This window comes from Phenylobacterium sp. (assembly GCF_036263695.1).
In the GTDB taxonomy this organism is placed as follows: Bacteria; Pseudomonadota; Alphaproteobacteria; order Caulobacterales; family Caulobacteraceae; genus Phenylobacterium.
This window is the reverse complement of record NZ_DATAGM010000151.1, coordinates 17307-32441: the sequence shown is the minus strand read 5'-3', so window position 1 is coordinate 32441 and position 15135 is coordinate 17307. Positions and strand designations below refer to the sequence as shown.

The window sequence follows — 15135 nt, the reverse complement described above, 5'->3', positions numbered from 1 at the left end:
CGCGCGCCTCGGCCTCCCGGATGGCGCGGGTGGCCTCCACCCCGTCCATGCGCGGCATCTGGGCGTCCATCAGGATCAGGTCCCAGGGCTCGGCGCGCCAGGCGGCGACGGCCTCCAGGCCGTCGGAGACGATGTGCGGCGCGATGCCGAACTGGCCCAGCAGGGTGCGCAGCACCAGCTGGTTGACCGGATTGTCCTCCGCCGCCAGCACCCGCACCGCCCCGAACTCCGGCTCGCCCGCCGGGGCCGCCGCCTCCAGTTCGCCGCCGCCAGCGCGCACGAACGCCAAGGGAAGCGCGACGGTGAAGGTGGAGCCCTTGCCGGGCACGCTCGTCACCGAAATCTCACCGCCCATCAGCCGGGTCAGCTCGCGGCAGATGGAGAGGCCAAGGCCGGTGCCGCCGTACTGGCGGGTCGTCGAGCTGTCCGCCTGGACAAAGGGCTCGAACAGCTGGGACTGTCGGTCCTTGCGGATGCCGATACCCGTATCGGCGATGGTGAACTGCAGGGCCTCGCCCGCCCGGGCGAGGCCGATCCGCACCTCGCCCGCGTGGGTGAACTTCACCGCGTTGGAGACCAGGTTGGCCAGCACCTGGCGCACCCGGCCCGCATCGCCCAGGTAGAGCCCTTCCGCCTCGGGGGCGATCTCCACCTCCAGCGGCAAAGCCTTGGCCGCGGCCACCGCCGAGAAGGTCGCCTGCACCGCCCGTACGACCGCGGCCGGGTCGAACTCGGCCCGATCCAGCTGCAGCTTTCCAGCCCCGATCTTCGACAGGTCCAGCACGTCGTCGACGATGGCCAGCAGGCTCTCGCTGGACTGGGCGACCACCTGCAGCCGCTCGCGCTGCACCGGCGGCAGCTCGTCCTTCGCCATCGCCTGGGTCATGCCCAGGATCCCATTCAGCGGCGTGCGGATCTCGTGGCTGACGGTCGCCAGGAAGACGCTCTTGGCCTCGTTGGCGGCCTCGGCGGCCATCCGCGCGTCGATCAGTTCCTGCTCGTTGCGCTTTTCCTTGTCGATGTTGCGCACCGCGCCGACGAAACCGACGATTTTACCGGCCTCGTCACGAACCGCCTCGGCGGCGCTCTCCACCCAGTGCATGCCGCCGTCCCGACGGACATGGCGGTGCACCACCTGCAGCGGCGGCCCGCCGGCCAGGTGGGCGTTCCACAGGGCCTGCGCCTTCGGCAGGTCCTCGGGATGAACCGGATCCCACAAGGTCTGGGCTGCGGTGGCGTAGTCCCCGACTCCGGCGCCGGAATTCTCCCGAAAGGCCTGCTGGCGGCTGTGGTCGAGCTCCCAGACCTTGATCCCTGACAGGCGGGTGGCCAGCCGCAGCCGACGCTCGGTGCGCGCCGTCTCCTCCAGCGCCGCCTGCATCTGGGCCGCGGTCGCCTCGAGCTCCATCGCCATGTTGGCCCGCGTGTAGTCGTCGCCGAGGATCGCGGCCAGCGCCTCGAAGTGGCGCTGCAGGGTCTCGTCGTAGGACCGCACCTTCATGTCGATGGCGATCAGGGCGCCCAGCACCTCGCCATTGCTCATCACGGGCGCGCCGAGGAAGGCCTTCACGTTCGGGCTTGCCGGCGCCAGTCCGTGCTCCAGCGCGACGGCATCGGTCTCGAAGTCGGCGATCCAAAGCGGCTTGGCGGTCCGCATCACATAGCGGCTGGGGAAGTTCTTAGCCGTATCGCCCTTGAACGGCTTGGTCCGCGAATTCCTGCGCGTGGCGCGCCAAACCACGTCGGCGCCATAGCCGGCGTAGACCGCGGTGGCCAGCTGCACTACGCGCTCCGCCGTCGGCCGGACGGCGTCCAGCGGAAGGGACTTCGGAACCAACTGCACCCCCCGGGCGGCTCACAACGGTCGCCTCATATAGCGTTGTAAGCTTAAGCGATTTCCCTATGCAGCCGACGGACGGCCGCGCACTTGCGGCGGTGGAGGTCGGCCCGAGACGGGGCCCTCCCTCGCCTTGTCGTAAGGGGCGATAGACGCCGTCACGAGCGGCCCCTGGCCGTCGAAGTCCAGGTGTCTCGAAACCCGCCCGCGCGTTAGGCTGGCTTCCGGTTCACCCCCCGACTCCGGCGCCTGCCCATGACCCACGATCATGACGACGAAGACGACGGCGGCGGGTTCGATGTCGACGACTGGCGGCGCCTGAAGCCCTTCGCCGGCGCCGTCGCCACCCTCGACGACGTCCAGGTCGGCCGCGCTGTCTTCGCCCTGGCCGACACCACCGACCCGCGTCCCCTGCCCATGGACCTCCCCCAGCCGCTGATCTGGTGGGAGGAGGACGGCGAGCAGGCGGCCATCGCCGTCCAGGCCGAGGCCCACACCGGCGCCGGCGGCGAGCTCATGGAGGTGCTGGGCCTCATCCTGCCCGACGGCGGCTCGGCCGTGGCCCTGCTGGAGGATGTCGACCTTGTCGACGACACCGACCCCACCTGGCGCGACCTGGTCGCCCGCGCGGTCGACGCCGCCGACGAGGACCTCTAGACCCGGGGCATGACCAACCACCCCGCGTCCGCCGTCCCCATCGCCCAGATCCGGCTGGCGCTCGACGACGCGCCGGGCGAGGGCCAGCCGCACCCCGCCCATGACATTTCCGCCGCCGCCCGCATCGGCGACACCCTGTTCCTGGGCGCCGACGAGTGCGCCGATCTTGAGGTCCTCGACCTGGTCGGCGAGGACTTCGCAGCCCACCGCCGCATCCGCCTGGGCGAGGCCTTCGACCTGCCCGGCGGTCCGGACGAGGAGATGGACATCGAGGGCCTGGCCGTCGACGCTGGCTGGCTGTGGGTCACAGGCTCCCACAGCCTCACCCGCAAGAAGCCGAAGAAGTCCAAGCCGCTGGACGACCACGGCCTCGCCCGCCTCGCCCACCTCAAGCAGCGCCCCAACCGCATGTTCTTAGGCCGCCTGCCGCTGATCGAGACGAGCCAGGGCCGCTGGGACGTGGCCCTGGCGCCCCTCCCCGACGGCCGCCGCCCCCAGATGCTGCCGATCGGCAAGCACGGCAGCGACCTCTACAAGGCCCTGAAGAAACACCCCCTCCTCGGCCCCTTCTGCGCCCTGCCCGCCAAGGAGAACGGCCTGGACGTGGAGGGCCTCGTCGTCGACGGCGACCGCGTGGGCCTGGGCCTGCGCGGCCCCGTCATCAACGGCTGGGCCCTGATCGTCGAGGCCCACATCGCCCCCGCCTCCGAGACGCCGGACGAGGCCGACCTCGCCCTCGCCGGCGACCTCAAGCTCCACGTCCTCGACCTGGCCGGCCTCGGCGTCCGCGACCTCAAGCGCCGCGCCGCCGACGTCCTCATCCTTGCGGGCCCCACCATGAAGCTTTCCGGCCCCGCCCGCGTCTACCGCTGGCCCGGCTGGACCACCCCCGTCCCCGCCGACCTCCTCCACCGCCCCGAAGCGGTCATCGAACTCCCCCACGGCCAGGGCGCCGACCACCCGGAGGCCCTGGCTCCGGTGCGGCATGGGGGAAACGAGGCGCTGCTGGTGGTGTGCGACACGCCCTCGCCGGAGCGGCTGGCCGGCGGCGCGGTGGTGGCGGATGTGTTTGGGGTGGAGGGCTAGTCGAGGCGCACGCGACTAGTCGCCGTGAGGCTTGGCCAGCCAGCTGAGCGCGAAGACCGCCGCGGCTGCGGCGAGCACCACCGGGATCATCACCCCGAACACCTGGCCGGCGCTGTAGCCGGCGCCGCGCAGCTCGCCCGCCACCAGCGGGCCGGCGATGGAGCCCAGGCGGCCCACGGCGACGGCGGCGCCGGAGCCGGCGGCCCGCACCTGCGGCGGATAGAGCGAGGGGATCACCGCGTAGAGGGAGTACTGCGCGCCCAGCAGCAGGAATCCGGCGACGCCGGAGAGCGCCAGCACGGCGGCGAGCTGGCCGGCGGCGGCGAGCGCGCCCATGGCCAGGGCCAGCAGCAGGAAGGTGAACGTCACCGGCCAGCGGTAGCCGGCCCGGTCGACCACGAAGCCGAGCAGCAGGGCGCCGGCGATGCTGGTCAGGTTGAAGGCCAGCGCCGCGGACGAGCCGGCGGCCGGCGTCAGGCCCTTGGCCACCACCAGCGTCGGCAGCCAGTTGAGCATCAGATAGAGCACCACCAGGGTCATCACGAAGACGACCCACAGCAGCACTGTGGGCGCGGCGCGCCCCTGGCCGAACAGGCCGCGCCAGGTGCTGCGGTCGGCGCCTTCCTTGTGCTCCGGCCGGGTCTCGGGCAGCAGGAAGAAGACCAGCGGCAGGAGGATCAGCGGGACGACCCCGCCGATCATGAAGATGCTCCGCCAGGCCAGGTCGTCGCCCATCAGCCGCGCGAGCAGAGAGACCGCCGCCCCGCCCGCCGGCATGCCGCAGAACATCATGGTGACGGTGGCGGCGCGGCGTTTGGGGGCGCTGATCTCGGCGGCGATGGCGATCAGGTTGGGCATCGCCCCGCCGAAGCCGAGGCCAGTCAGGAAGCGGGCCCACAGCAGGGCGTCGTAGCCCTGGCTGACTGCGGTGACGATCGAGAAGAGGCCGAACATCGCCACCGAGATCAGCAGCACCGGCTTTCGGCCCACACGGTCTGCGAACCAGCCGCCGAGCACCGCGCCGATCACCAAGCCGATCATCGCCGCGCTGGCCGCCCAGCCCTGTTGGCTTGGATCGAGGCCTAGATCGGGCGCCAGCTTTGGCGCGGCCACGCCGAAGGCCTGGATGTCGAATCCCTCGACCGCCGCGATCAGGAAACAGATCAGGATGATCAGGCTGGGGCCTGCGCGCTCCCGCACCGCCTGCGCCGTCACGCTCGCCTCCCCTTCGCCTGACCGGCACGTCGGCCGCCGGATGGTGGCTTGAACCTCCAATGGATCTATCGCCAGGGCAAGGCTGCGGGCGCCGCGCCGACTGTGTCCGTGCCGTGGGCTGGTGGGAGAAGAGCAGCCCCTCTACAGATCTGGCGCACCTGAAGGCCTCCGGCGTGGGCGTCTATGCTGTGGCCAACCGGGACGAGGCGGGGACGCGGCACGGCGCCCCCCTCACCTTCCGCAACCTCGGCGAAGGCCAGGCCAAGCTGCTGATCGGCCCCGCCACCCACTGCGCCTCGAGGTCCGGCTGACGTTCAGCTTCACCAGCCCTGACGGGACGCCCGGCGCCCCGGTGCAGGTGCTTCGCGGCGGCAGGACGGAGTCGAGGCTGGTGCTGCCGGTCGTGAGGTAGGGCGGCTAAGGCAACATCGCGATCAGGAACACCGCCAGGATCGAGAGTGCGTCGCAGGTGACGCCCACCGCCGCCCAGGCCGCGCCGCGGCCGAGCGGCCGCGACAGCGTCTGGGCCGAATCGCCACTGCTGCGGGCCGCGCGGAACCAGTTTAGCGCGGCCATCAGGTAGGCGGCCGCGCCGGCCACGTTCAACAGCACTACGAACAGGCCCAACACCCCAGTGTAAGTAGATGCGGCCGCGCAGGTTCCGCTTGCGACGTGGCCGTCAGAAGAACCCCTCCGGCATCTTTGGGGTCGCGTCTTCCAGGAAGGGCGTGACCAGGGCGGCAAGTATGTCGGGCTCGGCCATGATGCCGATGTGGGAGGCGCCGGGCAGGACCAGCAGCCGCGCCGGCGGCGGAGCGGTGAGGAAGCCCTGGGCGGCCAGGGCCGGCGCGCCGCCGCCGCGCATGCGGAACATCTCCACCGCGTGCTCGGGCGCAACCACGTCGTAGTCGCCCATGACGATCATGGTCTTGTGCGTGAGGGCGCGCATGGCCGGGCCCCAGTCGAACGGCGTGGCGTCCAGCACCTTCAGCTTCTCGACCAGCTTGGGGAAGTCCTGGGGGCGGGGCGCCAGGCGGTCGTACTCGCGGCGCATGGGGGTGTTGGCGAACACCTCGGGGGTGATCTGGGCGATGCCGGCGAGCACCTCCGGGTACATGGCGTCGAGCCGGGTGCTCGCGGAGACCGCGACAAGCTTGCCGACCTTGCCCGGGTGGCGGACGGCGAGCTGGATCGCCGCGGCGCCGCCCATGGAGTAGCCAAACACGTCGGCTTGGCGCACGCCGGCGGCGTCCAGCACCGCGGCGGCGTCATCGGCCAGCCGTTCGTAGGTGATCGGGCCGGTCCCGTCCCCGGTGCGCCCGTGGCCGCGCTGGTCGAGCACGATCACCGGCCGGGTGCGGGAGAAGCGCTGGACCATCGGCGCCATGGCGTCGGCCGACATGTAGGCGCCGTGCAGGACCAGCAGCGGCGTCTTGCCGGACTTCAGGTCGCCATGGACGTCGTAGCGGACCTTGAGGCCCGCGACCTGCGCGACTGCGCTCCGCTTGGCGGCGAGGGGCGCGGCGGCGGCCGGCGCCTGCGGCTCGGCGGCCTGGGCGGCCGGCGGGGCCGCCACGGCGGCGGCGCCGAGGGCCAGAGCGAACCAGAGATCGATCGGCTTGAGCATAGTTACGGCTCCTTATGGCTGTGTCGCCCGTAGGACGGTTGAGCTGGGCCATCGCCGACATCTGGCGTCGGCGAAATTCGGCGGCGATCAGGACGGGCGATGCTCGCCGCTCACTTCGCGCAGGCGATCGACGAGCAGCCGTGCGGCCGGGCCCAAGGCGACGTCGGCCCGACAGGCGACAAAGACCCGCACGTAGGTCTCTCCGCTCGGAGCGAACTCAGCGACCGGCAGCCGCACGAGGCGGCCGGCGGCCAGGTCGTCCTGCACCAGCCACAGGGGCAGGTTGCCCCAGCCGACGCCGCCGACGATCAGGGCGCGCTTGGTTTCGTTGTCGCTCACCCGCCAGGTTCCTGGCGAAAGCACCCCGAAGTCCTGGCCTGCGGTCAGCGCGGAGGGGTCCGGCACGACGATCTGCAGGTGACCGGCGAGCTCTCGGCGCTTCAGGGGCGCCTTGCGGCGGGCCCAGTCGGCCAGGGGATGGCCCGCCGATGCGACGGCGGCTCTGGGCAGGTCGCAGAGGAAGTCCAGATCGATGGCGGGGTCGGGGATGTCGGCGGCTGTCACCGCCAGGGTGCAGCGACGCTCCTGTAGGGCCGCGATGGCCGCGCCGAGGGGTGCGGTCCAGGTCTGCACCTGGACGGTCGGATAGGCCGAGTGCAGCGACCGCAGCGCGGCGGCGGCAAACGGCAACGGGAACTGGGGATCGAGGGCCAGGTCGAGGCGAGGCTCCAGCCCTTCGCCCAGCGCCCGGGCGTGGGCGCGCAGGGCGTCGGCGTCCAGCAGCATCGCCTTGGCGTGGGCCAGCAAGGCACGTCCGTTCGCGGAGAGTTCCGGACGCCGTCCGGTGCGGTCGAACAGCGAAACCCCCAGCTCAGATTCGAGCCCCGCAATGGCGTAGCTGACGGCCGACTGGACGCGCCGCAGGCGGACGGCCGCGGCGCGGAAGCTGCCGGTCTCTGCAACGGCGACGAACACGCGGAGCTGATCGAGGGTGAGCGCATCGAGCATGATCTAATTCATAGATCAGATCGGCCGAAATTTCCGCAGTTGCGGCGATCGGTCCGACGCACGACCTGAAGCGTGAGACAGCACAGGAGACCCCGATGAAGCAGCTCTATCCCGACCTGTGGCAGACGCGCATGGAGCAGCCGCTGCCGAACGTGCCGGACCTGAAGACCCGGGCCTATCTGATCACGCGGCCGGACGGGAACCTGCTGATCTACAGCACCGGCCATGCGGACGAGCACGCGGCCATCGGAGAGCTCGGCGGGCTGCGGCGGCAGTACCTGTCGCACGTGGACGAGGCGGGCCCGGCGCTGGCCCAGATCCGCGAAGGGTTCGGCTCGGAGCTGTGGGGCCATACGGCGGAGGCGGAGGCGGTGCGACGCCGGGCGGGCGTTGCGCCCGACCGCACCTTCGAGGCCGCCGAGACCCACTTCGACGCGCTGGAGGTCCTGCCTTTGCCGGGGCATACAGCCGGCAGCACGGCCTACCTCTACCGCTCGCCCCACGGGCGACGGTATCTGTTCACGGGCGACACCATAGGGCGCGACGACAGCGGCGTCTGGACCGGCGGCCTGCTGCCGTTCAGCGACAAGGCGCAGCTGGTCGCCACCCTGCAGCGGATGGCCGACCTCGCGCCGGACGTGGTCCTCTCCAGCGCCTGGGGCGGCGAGCACCCCGTGGCCGAGGTGACGCCCCAGAGCTGGAGGGCGGCCGTCGAGGAGGCGCTGGCGCCGCTGATGACGGCCACCGCGTAGTTGTCACGGCCGTCGAGGATCTGGCCGGCTCGCAACAGCGCCCCGCGAGCCGCCAGCAAGCGGCGCCATGGCGCCGAACCTGCGCCGCTTGCGTCGCTGACGCGCGCGTCAGATATGTTGACTCAGGGGCGGCTGTCGTCCCGCTGGGCAGGGTTGAAAGATGGCGGCCGAGCAGTCTCCGGAGGCGGGCGCGCCGGACCGCAAGCCGCGGCCGCGCGGCCCGAACGCCGTGCGCCGCCAAACGACCCGCGACAAACTGCTGAACGCCACCATCGAGTGCCTGCACGAGCTGGGCTACCACCGCACCAGTACCGTGATCGTCACCGAGCGGGCTCAGGTGAGCCGCGGCTCCCTCCTCCACCAGTTCCCCACCAAGGCGGACCTGATGGTCGCCACCGCCCGCCACATCGCCCGCCAGAGGGCCGAGGCGCACGTCGCGGGCCTGAAGGGCGTGCCGGTCTCCATCGAGCGGATGGAGAAGCTGGTGGACATCCTCTGGGGCGAGGTGAACTCGCCCTCGGGCATCGCCCGGATCGAGATCATGCTGGCTTCGCGCAGCGAGCCGGAGCTGGCGGCCAAGTACGCCCCCATCGTCGACGAGCACAGCGAGATGCACCGGCGGGTAATCTGGCAGCTGGCCAAGGCGCTGGGGGTGAAAAACCGCGCGCCGATCGACGCGATGGTGCAGCTCTACGCCGCCTCGATCCGCGGCCTGGCGATCGACGCCCTGTTCCCGGAGAGCCGGGCGCACGTGCAGGCCGCGGTGGAGTTGCTCAAGCAGGCCCTGGTGGACATCATCAAGCGCGAGGTCGCCGCGGCGCGGCGGGCGGAGATGAAGGTGGTGGAGGAGTAATCCTAAGACCTCTCCCTCCGCTCGCGGTCTCAGGAACGAAAAAGCCGGGCCTTTGAGGGGCCCGGCAGGTGTTCGGGAGGGTGGGCGGCCGGCAAGGCGGCCGCCCCGTCACACTCAGAAGCGGAAGTGCACCTCGGCCCCGAAGGTCCGCGGGAAGTTGAGGATGACCGTGCGGCGCGGGCCCACGGCCGACGGCGAGGTGGCCGTCGAGCTCTGATAGGCGACCTCGTCGAAGGCGTTCTTGACGTAGGCGATCAGGGTGTAGCGGTCCTCCGCGTCCCGCCACAGCAGGCGGAAGTCGGCGATCTCGTTCGACGGCGATTCATAGATCGGGTTGGAGAAGATCGTGGACTGCTGGTCGCCGGTCCAGGTGTAGCTGCCGTTGGCGGTCAGCGAGCCGGCGCCGAACTCCCAGGTGTAGTTGCCGCCCACGGTGAACTTGTGCTCCGGCGACAGCGGCAGGCGGTTGCCGACCAGGGTCTGCGGCTGGTTCAGGTTGGCGAGCGGCGCCCCCGTCGGCCGGGCCCCCGGCGCCAGCGCCCGGGGATCGGCGGTGTCGACGAAGCAGCAGCCTTCGGCGACCTTTGCGTCGAGGTAGGCGTAGTTGCCGTAGAGCTGCAGGTTGTCGATCGGCGACCACTGGCCTTCCAGCTCGATGCCCTGAACCTCGGCGTCGAGGTTCAGGAAGCGGGTGCCGGTGATCGAGCCGAGCGGCACGGTCAGCGGCGCCTGGAAGCCTCGATAGTCGGAGTAGAAGGCCGCGGCGTTGATCTGGAACTGGCCGCCGAAGGTCTTCTTGGCGCCGATTTCGAAGGAGTCGACATACTCCGGATCGACGATGGGATCCGGAGTCAGGCCGTTGGACCCCAGCCAGCCGCCCGACTTATAGCCCCGGCTGTAGCGGGCGTAGAGGTTGGTGTCGCCGTCCGGCTGCCACTGGACGCCCAGGGTGCCGGTCCAGGCGTCCCACTCGCCCGACAGGTTGCGGCGCAAGCCGCCCTCGGGATTGGCGAAAAGGTCGGCGGTGGAGGGGTTGGCCGCGCAGGAGGCGATCGTCAGGCCGCCGCAGACCTGCTGGGTGGTCAGGTCGAACGAGAAGCCCTGGGCGACCGAGAGCGGGATGCCCGCGGCGGTCAGGCCCTGCAACGCGGAGGCGAGCGGGACGCGGGCCACGTAGCGGGCGATGTCGTAGCCGTCCTTCTTGTCGACGGTGTAGCGCAGGCCCGCAGTCAGGGTGAAGGTCGGGGCGAACTCCCAGTCGATCTGGCCGAAGGCGGCGTAGGACTTGGTCTCCAGGTGGCCATCCACGTAGAGGAAGGCGCCGCGCGGGTTCGGCGGCACGGTTCCGCCGGCCAGGCTGATCGGGTTGAACATGCCCGGATCCCCGACGACGCGGATGCCCTGCGGCTGGTCGTACTCCTGGTAGTACTGGAAGACGCCGACGATCCAGTTGAGCGGGCCGTCGCTATTGGACGACAGGTTCAGCTCGTTCGAATACCAGCTCTGCCGCTCTTCGTAGAAGGTGCGCGCGTCGGTGGAGACGTTGGTCGCCTGGAAGGCGGTCAGCGGCCCTGGCCCGTCGAGGTCCGGGATGTTGAGCGTCTGCGGCCCGATCCGGTTCGAATAGTCGGAATCCGACGAGGTGTTGTAGTCGTACTGCTGGTAGCCGCCGAGGTACTTCAGGGTCGCCCAGCCGAGGTCGTGGGTGACGTCGAAGTGCAGGCGGTGGTGGTTGTCCAGCGAGCCGTAGGCGCCCCAGTTCACGTTGATCGTGTAGGGGTCGTTGACGGCCGGGTTCGTCCCGGTGAAGCCGAGGGTGGTGTTGTAATAGAGCGCCGAGGTGCCGGTGCCGGTGAACGAGGTGGTGTCGTACGGCGTGATGATGGCGTTGAGCGTGTTGCCGACGCCGTAGCTGTCGTCCCAGTCGAACTTGGAATAGCGCAGGCGGGCGACGGTGTTTTCGCCGAGGTCGGCCTCGAGCTGAGCCTCGATCATGTAGCGGGCCACTTCGCCCGTGTCGCGGGCCGGCCCGAGGTTCTCGATGAAGCCCTGGTTGCGACGCTCGATGGAGCCGCCGAGCAGGAAGCGCAGGTTCTCGGCGATCGGGCCGCGGACCAGGCCGTCGATCCGATAGCTCTCGTAGTTGCCGACGAGGCCGCGGATCTCGCCCTCGAAGTCCTCCGTCGGCCGCTTGGAGATGACGTTCATCGTGCCGCCGATCGAGTTGCGGCCGTAGAGGGTGCCCTGCGGGCCGCGCAGGATCTCCGTCCGCTCGATGAACAGCGGCGGGGTCGAGGCGTCGGCCATCGAGTTGGAGAAGATGCCGTCGGAGTAGAGGGCGACGGACGGGTCGGTGCCGATTGCGTTGGTCAGGCGCCCGAAGCCGCGGATCGAGAGGCGGTCGTTGTTGGTGTAGCTGAGGCTGGGCGTCATCCGCGCCAGGTCCTCGACGGTGTTCACCCCGAGGACCTCACGGCGCTCGCTGGTGTAGGCGGTCACCGCGACCGGCACGTCCTGAAGGCTCTGCTCGCGCTTCTCGGCGGTGACGACGATCTCTTCGAGCGTGGAGCCCTCGTCCTGCGCCAGCGCCGGCGAAGCGCTCAGGGCCGCGAAGGACGCGCCCAGCAAAAGGAAGCCGCGCAGCGGCGTGCGTTGGAACATAGATCCCTCCCATGACTCGGCCTGTTGGCCTTGTGGTTGGGCGGGAGAGTGATCGACCCGAACGGCGTTCGGATAGGACTATTTCGCGACAGCTGCCCCGGCGAGCGAGGAGTTCGCGCCAGAGGCGAAGATCGCCTCCAGCCCCGCCAGGGCCGCATCGAGGGCGCTGCGCCGCGGCGGCTCGCCCGGGGCGCCGCGGGAGAAGCCCACCGCGGCGATGCCCCGGCCCCAGGCCCAGATGGCCATCGCCACCTGCTCGGAGACCGCGGGCGAGGTGCGCCGGCCGGCGCCGATGGGAATGGCTTCGGCGATGACCTGGAAGGCCCGGTCCTCGGCGTCCATGACCTCTGGGGTGCGGCCCTGGTCGACGGACTCGAACATCAGCCGGTAGAGCGCCGGCCGGTCGCAGAGGAAGCCGATGTAGGCGTACCCGGCGGCGCGCAGGCCGCTGGCCTCCCCGCGGTGCTCGAGGGCCTCGCGCATCCGCCGGGCGAGCTCCTCGAAACCCTCCACGGCGAGGCCCGCCAGCAGGGCGTGCTTGGACTCGTAGTGGTGGTAAATGGTGCCGAGCGCGACGCCGGCCCGGATCGAGATAGCCCGCAGGCTGAGCGCCTCCTTGCCCTGCGCCTCCAGGATGTCGCGCGCCGCCGTCAGCAGCTGACTGCGAACATTGCCGAGGTGGTAGCAGGACCGCGGCGGGTGGGGCCGGACTTGCGGTTTCGCGCTCATATTCAGAGCCCTCTCTCCCCGGCAGCTTCAGTGAACACTGATAACTTGGCAATAGGGGATGTTGCGAGGGCCGATTGATGGCGTCGCAGCCTTCCCCTTGGCCCCTAACTCTCCCGCGGAGCGTCGGGAGGGGGCCGCCCGCCGAAATTCACCAGAAATTAGGGACGAAACTTCACCGAGCTTCAGAACTCGTCCGGCATCCTGGGGGCTCGGGGAGAGCTGACGGGGCCCATCGAAGCATGTCGACGCCAGGTCTGGAGCAGGCCAGCCGGCTGAGCCGGCCGCTAGGTTACCGCGGGCAGATCCTGGCCTTGGCGGCGCTGGCGGCCAGCCTGCCGCTGCTGCTGCTGGTGGCGAGCGGCGACGGCGCCTCTCTGGCGTTCGCGCTGGCCGGGGTCGGGCTGGCGCTGACCGCGCTGGCCCTGCGGCTGCGGCCGGTGGACGCCGCGGCGCGGCTGCTGCGCGAGCTCACCCGGGTCGGCCAAGGCGAGGCGGCCGGCTCGCCCCGGTTCGGCAGCGCCAACCAGATGTTGGCCGACGTGCGCCAGATCGCATCGACGCTGGAGGCCCTGCGCCACCGCCTTTCCAACCGCCACCCGCTGACCGAACTGCAGACCCGCGAGCCCTTCCTGGCCGGGCTGCAGGACCACCTGGACCAGAGCACCTCCGCCGTGGTGCTGGGGGCCATCCGGTTCGGCGACTACGACCGCCTCGCCGCCTTCGACCAGACCGCCGCCGACAAGGCTCTGAAGGCCTTCGCCGCCCGGCTGCAGGAGGCGGTCGGCCGGCAGCGGCCGCTGGCCCAGGTGGACCGCGACTGCTTCGCCATCTGGTTCAAGGAGCTAGGCCCCGAGACGGCGGCCTCGGAGCTGCAGGCGATCGCCTATGTGCTCTCTCAGGAGATCCGCCCCGAGGACCTGAAAATCTCGCCGGACGTGGGCGTCGGCGCGGCCATCTTCCCCGACGACGCCGCCGACGCGGCGACCCTGCTGACGCGCGCCTACGCGGCGCTGCCAAAGCCCGGCCAGCCGGCCAAGGCCCTGAGCTTCTTCTCGCCGCGGTCCTCCACGGAGGCGCGGGAGCGCTACGCCCTGGAGCAGGACCTGCGCACCGCCGTCAGCGGCGACCAGCTGCTGCTCTACTTCCAGCCGGTGGTGGATCTCTCCGAGCGGCGCTGCATCGGCGCCGAGGCGCTGCTGCGCTGGCGCCACCCCGAGCGCGGCCTCGTCTCGCCCGGCGAGTTCATGCCGGTGCTGGAGCAGTCGGGCATGATGGCCGAGGTGGGCCTGTGGGTGCTGAACGCCGCCTGCCGGGAGGCCAGGGCCTGGGAAGAAGCCGGGCTGATGGGCCTGAAGGTGGCGGTCAACCTGTCGGCGGTGCAGTTCCTGGATCCCGGCCTCAACACCATCATCGTGCGCACGCTGGAGCGGCATGGCCTGTCGCCGCACTCGCTGGAGCTGGAGCTGACCGAGACCGCCGCCATGGCTGACGTGGAGCGGACCCGGCGGATGTTCGGCGAGCTGCGCGAGCTGGGCGTCAGTGTCGCCATCGACGACTTCGGCGCCGGCTATTCCAGCCTGAGCTCCCTGCAAAGCCTGCCCTTCTCCAAGCTGAAGATCGACCGCGAGTTCGTCAGCCGGGTCGACGAGCGGCGGGAGGGCCGGGCGATCTGCACGGCGCTGATCGAACTGTCGCTGGGCCTGGAGATCGAGGTGCTGGCCGAGGGCGCCGAGACGCTGCCCGAGGTCCAGACCCTGCACGCCCTCGGCTGCAACCTGTTCCAGGGCTTCTATTTCGCCCGCCCGATGCCGGGCGCGGACTTCGTGCGGACCCTCAAGGATCCCGCCTGGCTCGAAGGCCTCGCCCCCGCCCCCGCGCCCAAGCGGCGCGCCCCGCAAAGGATCGCCCGATGAAGCTTCGCGCCCTGCTGCTCAGCGCGCTCGCCGCCGGCTCCCTCGCCGCCTGCGCCCAGACGCCGAAGGACTCGCCGATCGCGGTCGCCGCGCCAACCGCTCAGGCCGTGCCGGGCACGCCCGCCGAGCGCGAGCGCGCTGCGCTCGACCTGATGAACCAGGGGCGCGTCGAGGAGGCGCGCAAGGTGTTGGATGCGATGCTGGCGGACGATGCGGACAACGCCGTCGCGCGGCGGCTGATCGTCCAGCTCGACGCCGACCCCAAGGCGCTGATCACCGGCAAGGCGCAGCCCTATACGGTGGGGCCCGGTGAGACGCTGTCGATGCTGGCCGGCCGGTTCCTCGGCGATCCGCTGCTGTTCTATGCGTTGGCCAAGTACAACGGCTTCGCCGCGCCCTCGCACGTGCAGCCGGGCCACGTCATCCAGGTCCCCCGCAAGGTCCGCCCCGCGATGGTCAGCGCCAAGCCGAAGGCCGGATCGGGGCCCAGGACGGCCAAGGCGGTCGCGCCGGAAGCCCCCGCCGCGGGACCCAAGCGCGATACGGCGCTTGCGGCCCAGCTGCGGGCCTCGGGCCTGCAGCAGCTAAACAGCGGCTCGCCGGCCCGCGCGGTCACCCTGCTGCAGCAGGCGCTGGCCGCCGACCCCGGCAACCCGACCATCCAGCGCGACCTGGCCCGCGCCCAGCGCATCCAGGCGAGCCTGTCGCGCTGAGGGCCCAACTAAATACATCAATTGATCAAAGCCTTCCCTTAACCCTCATCGCCTAGCTTGCCGTCCGGGACGCGCCCCGCGAGG

Annotated in this window: 14 protein-coding genes; 7 read left to right on the top strand and 7 right to left on the bottom strand. The window is 70.9% G+C overall.

Annotated elements, in window-relative coordinates; all coding sequences use genetic code 11:
- Positions 1–1783: ATP-binding protein (locus VHK87_RS06150; protein WP_329634018.1), on the bottom strand; the 1783-nt coding region annotated here is incomplete at its 3' end.
- A gap of 309 nt (positions 1784–2092) precedes the next feature.
- On the opposite strand from VHK87_RS06150, the gene VHK87_RS06145 reads away from it, so the two are divergent.
- Together VHK87_RS06145 and VHK87_RS06140 are read left to right on the top strand one after the other, a co-directional pair.
- The gene (locus VHK87_RS06145; protein ID WP_329634017.1) at positions 2093–2494 is read left to right on the top strand and encodes a hypothetical protein; all 402 of its coding nucleotides are present in this window, start codon (positions 2093–2095) and stop codon (positions 2492–2494) included.
- A gap of 9 nt (positions 2495–2503) precedes the next feature.
- On the top strand, positions 2504–3580 hold the full coding sequence (locus VHK87_RS06140) for a DUF3616 domain-containing protein (protein ID WP_329634016.1): 1077 nt from the start codon (positions 2504–2506) through the stop codon (positions 3578–3580).
- A gap of 15 nt (positions 3581–3595) precedes the next feature.
- Here VHK87_RS06140 and mhpT read toward each other — a convergent pair whose 3' ends face one another.
- Positions 3596–4795 carry a 3-(3-hydroxy-phenyl)propionate transporter MhpT gene (mhpT, locus tag VHK87_RS06135; protein WP_329634015.1) on the bottom strand — a complete coding sequence of 400 codons (1200 nt, stop codon included), beginning with the start codon at positions 4793–4795 and terminating at the stop codon, positions 3596–3598.
- Between the two features lie 59 nt (positions 4796–4854).
- Here mhpT and VHK87_RS06130 point away from each other — a divergent pair, with 59 nt between their 5' ends.
- Complete coding sequence (locus tag VHK87_RS06130) at positions 4855–5106, top strand: hypothetical protein (RefSeq protein ID WP_329634014.1); 252 nt, start codon at positions 4855–4857, stop codon at positions 5104–5106.
- Positions 5107–5212: 106 nt separating this feature from the next.
- Here VHK87_RS06130 and VHK87_RS06125 read toward each other — a convergent pair whose 3' ends face one another.
- The 3 genes from VHK87_RS06125 to VHK87_RS06115 form a co-directional block, all read right to left on the bottom strand.
- Complete coding sequence (locus VHK87_RS06125) at positions 5213–5422, bottom strand: hypothetical protein (protein ID WP_329634013.1); 210 nt, start codon at positions 5420–5422, stop codon at positions 5213–5215.
- 52 nt (positions 5423–5474) lie between these two features.
- Positions 5475–6422: an alpha/beta hydrolase gene (locus VHK87_RS06120; RefSeq protein WP_329634012.1), complete on the bottom strand. Its 948-nt coding sequence runs from the start codon at positions 6420–6422 to the stop codon at positions 5475–5477.
- An 87-nt stretch (positions 6423–6509) separates the two neighbouring features.
- Positions 6510–7430, bottom strand: coding sequence for a LysR family transcriptional regulator (locus VHK87_RS06115; RefSeq protein ID WP_329634011.1), 921 nt, complete (start codon positions 7428–7430; stop codon positions 6510–6512).
- Positions 7431–7525: 95 nt separating this feature from the next.
- Between VHK87_RS06115 and VHK87_RS06110 the strand changes: the two genes are divergently transcribed.
- Both VHK87_RS06110 and VHK87_RS06105 read left to right on the top strand, forming a co-directional pair.
- On the top strand, positions 7526–8182 hold the full coding sequence (locus VHK87_RS06110; protein ID WP_329634010.1) for an MBL fold metallo-hydrolase: 657 nt from the start codon (positions 7526–7528) through the stop codon (positions 8180–8182).
- Positions 8183–8342: 160 nt separating this feature from the next.
- Positions 8343–9035: a TetR/AcrR family transcriptional regulator gene (locus VHK87_RS06105; RefSeq protein ID WP_329634009.1), complete on the top strand. Its 693-nt coding sequence runs from the start codon at positions 8343–8345 to the stop codon at positions 9033–9035.
- A gap of 114 nt (positions 9036–9149) precedes the next feature.
- Here the strand turns inward: VHK87_RS06105 and VHK87_RS06100 are convergent, their stop codons facing one another.
- A complete protein-coding gene (locus VHK87_RS06100) occupies positions 9150–11696 on the bottom strand; it encodes a TonB-dependent receptor (protein ID WP_329634008.1) in 2547 nt (848 codons plus the stop codon).
- A 78-nt stretch (positions 11697–11774) separates the two neighbouring features.
- Positions 11775–12425: a TetR/AcrR family transcriptional regulator gene (locus VHK87_RS06095; RefSeq protein WP_329634007.1), complete on the bottom strand. Its 651-nt coding sequence runs from the start codon at positions 12423–12425 to the stop codon at positions 11775–11777.
- A 239-nt stretch (positions 12426–12664) separates the two neighbouring features.
- On the opposite strand from VHK87_RS06095, the gene VHK87_RS06090 reads away from it, so the two are divergent.
- On the top strand, positions 12665–14338 hold the full coding sequence (locus VHK87_RS06090) for a GGDEF domain-containing phosphodiesterase (protein WP_329634006.1): 1674 nt from the start codon (positions 12665–12667) through the stop codon (positions 14336–14338).
- Entirely contained in the window at positions 14335–15051 is a 717-nt protein-coding gene (locus VHK87_RS06085) for a LysM domain-containing protein (protein ID WP_329634005.1), read from the top strand. The genes VHK87_RS06090 and VHK87_RS06085 overlap by 4 nt, the downstream gene beginning before the upstream one ends.
- The last annotated feature ends 84 nt before the right edge of the window (positions 15052–15135 follow it).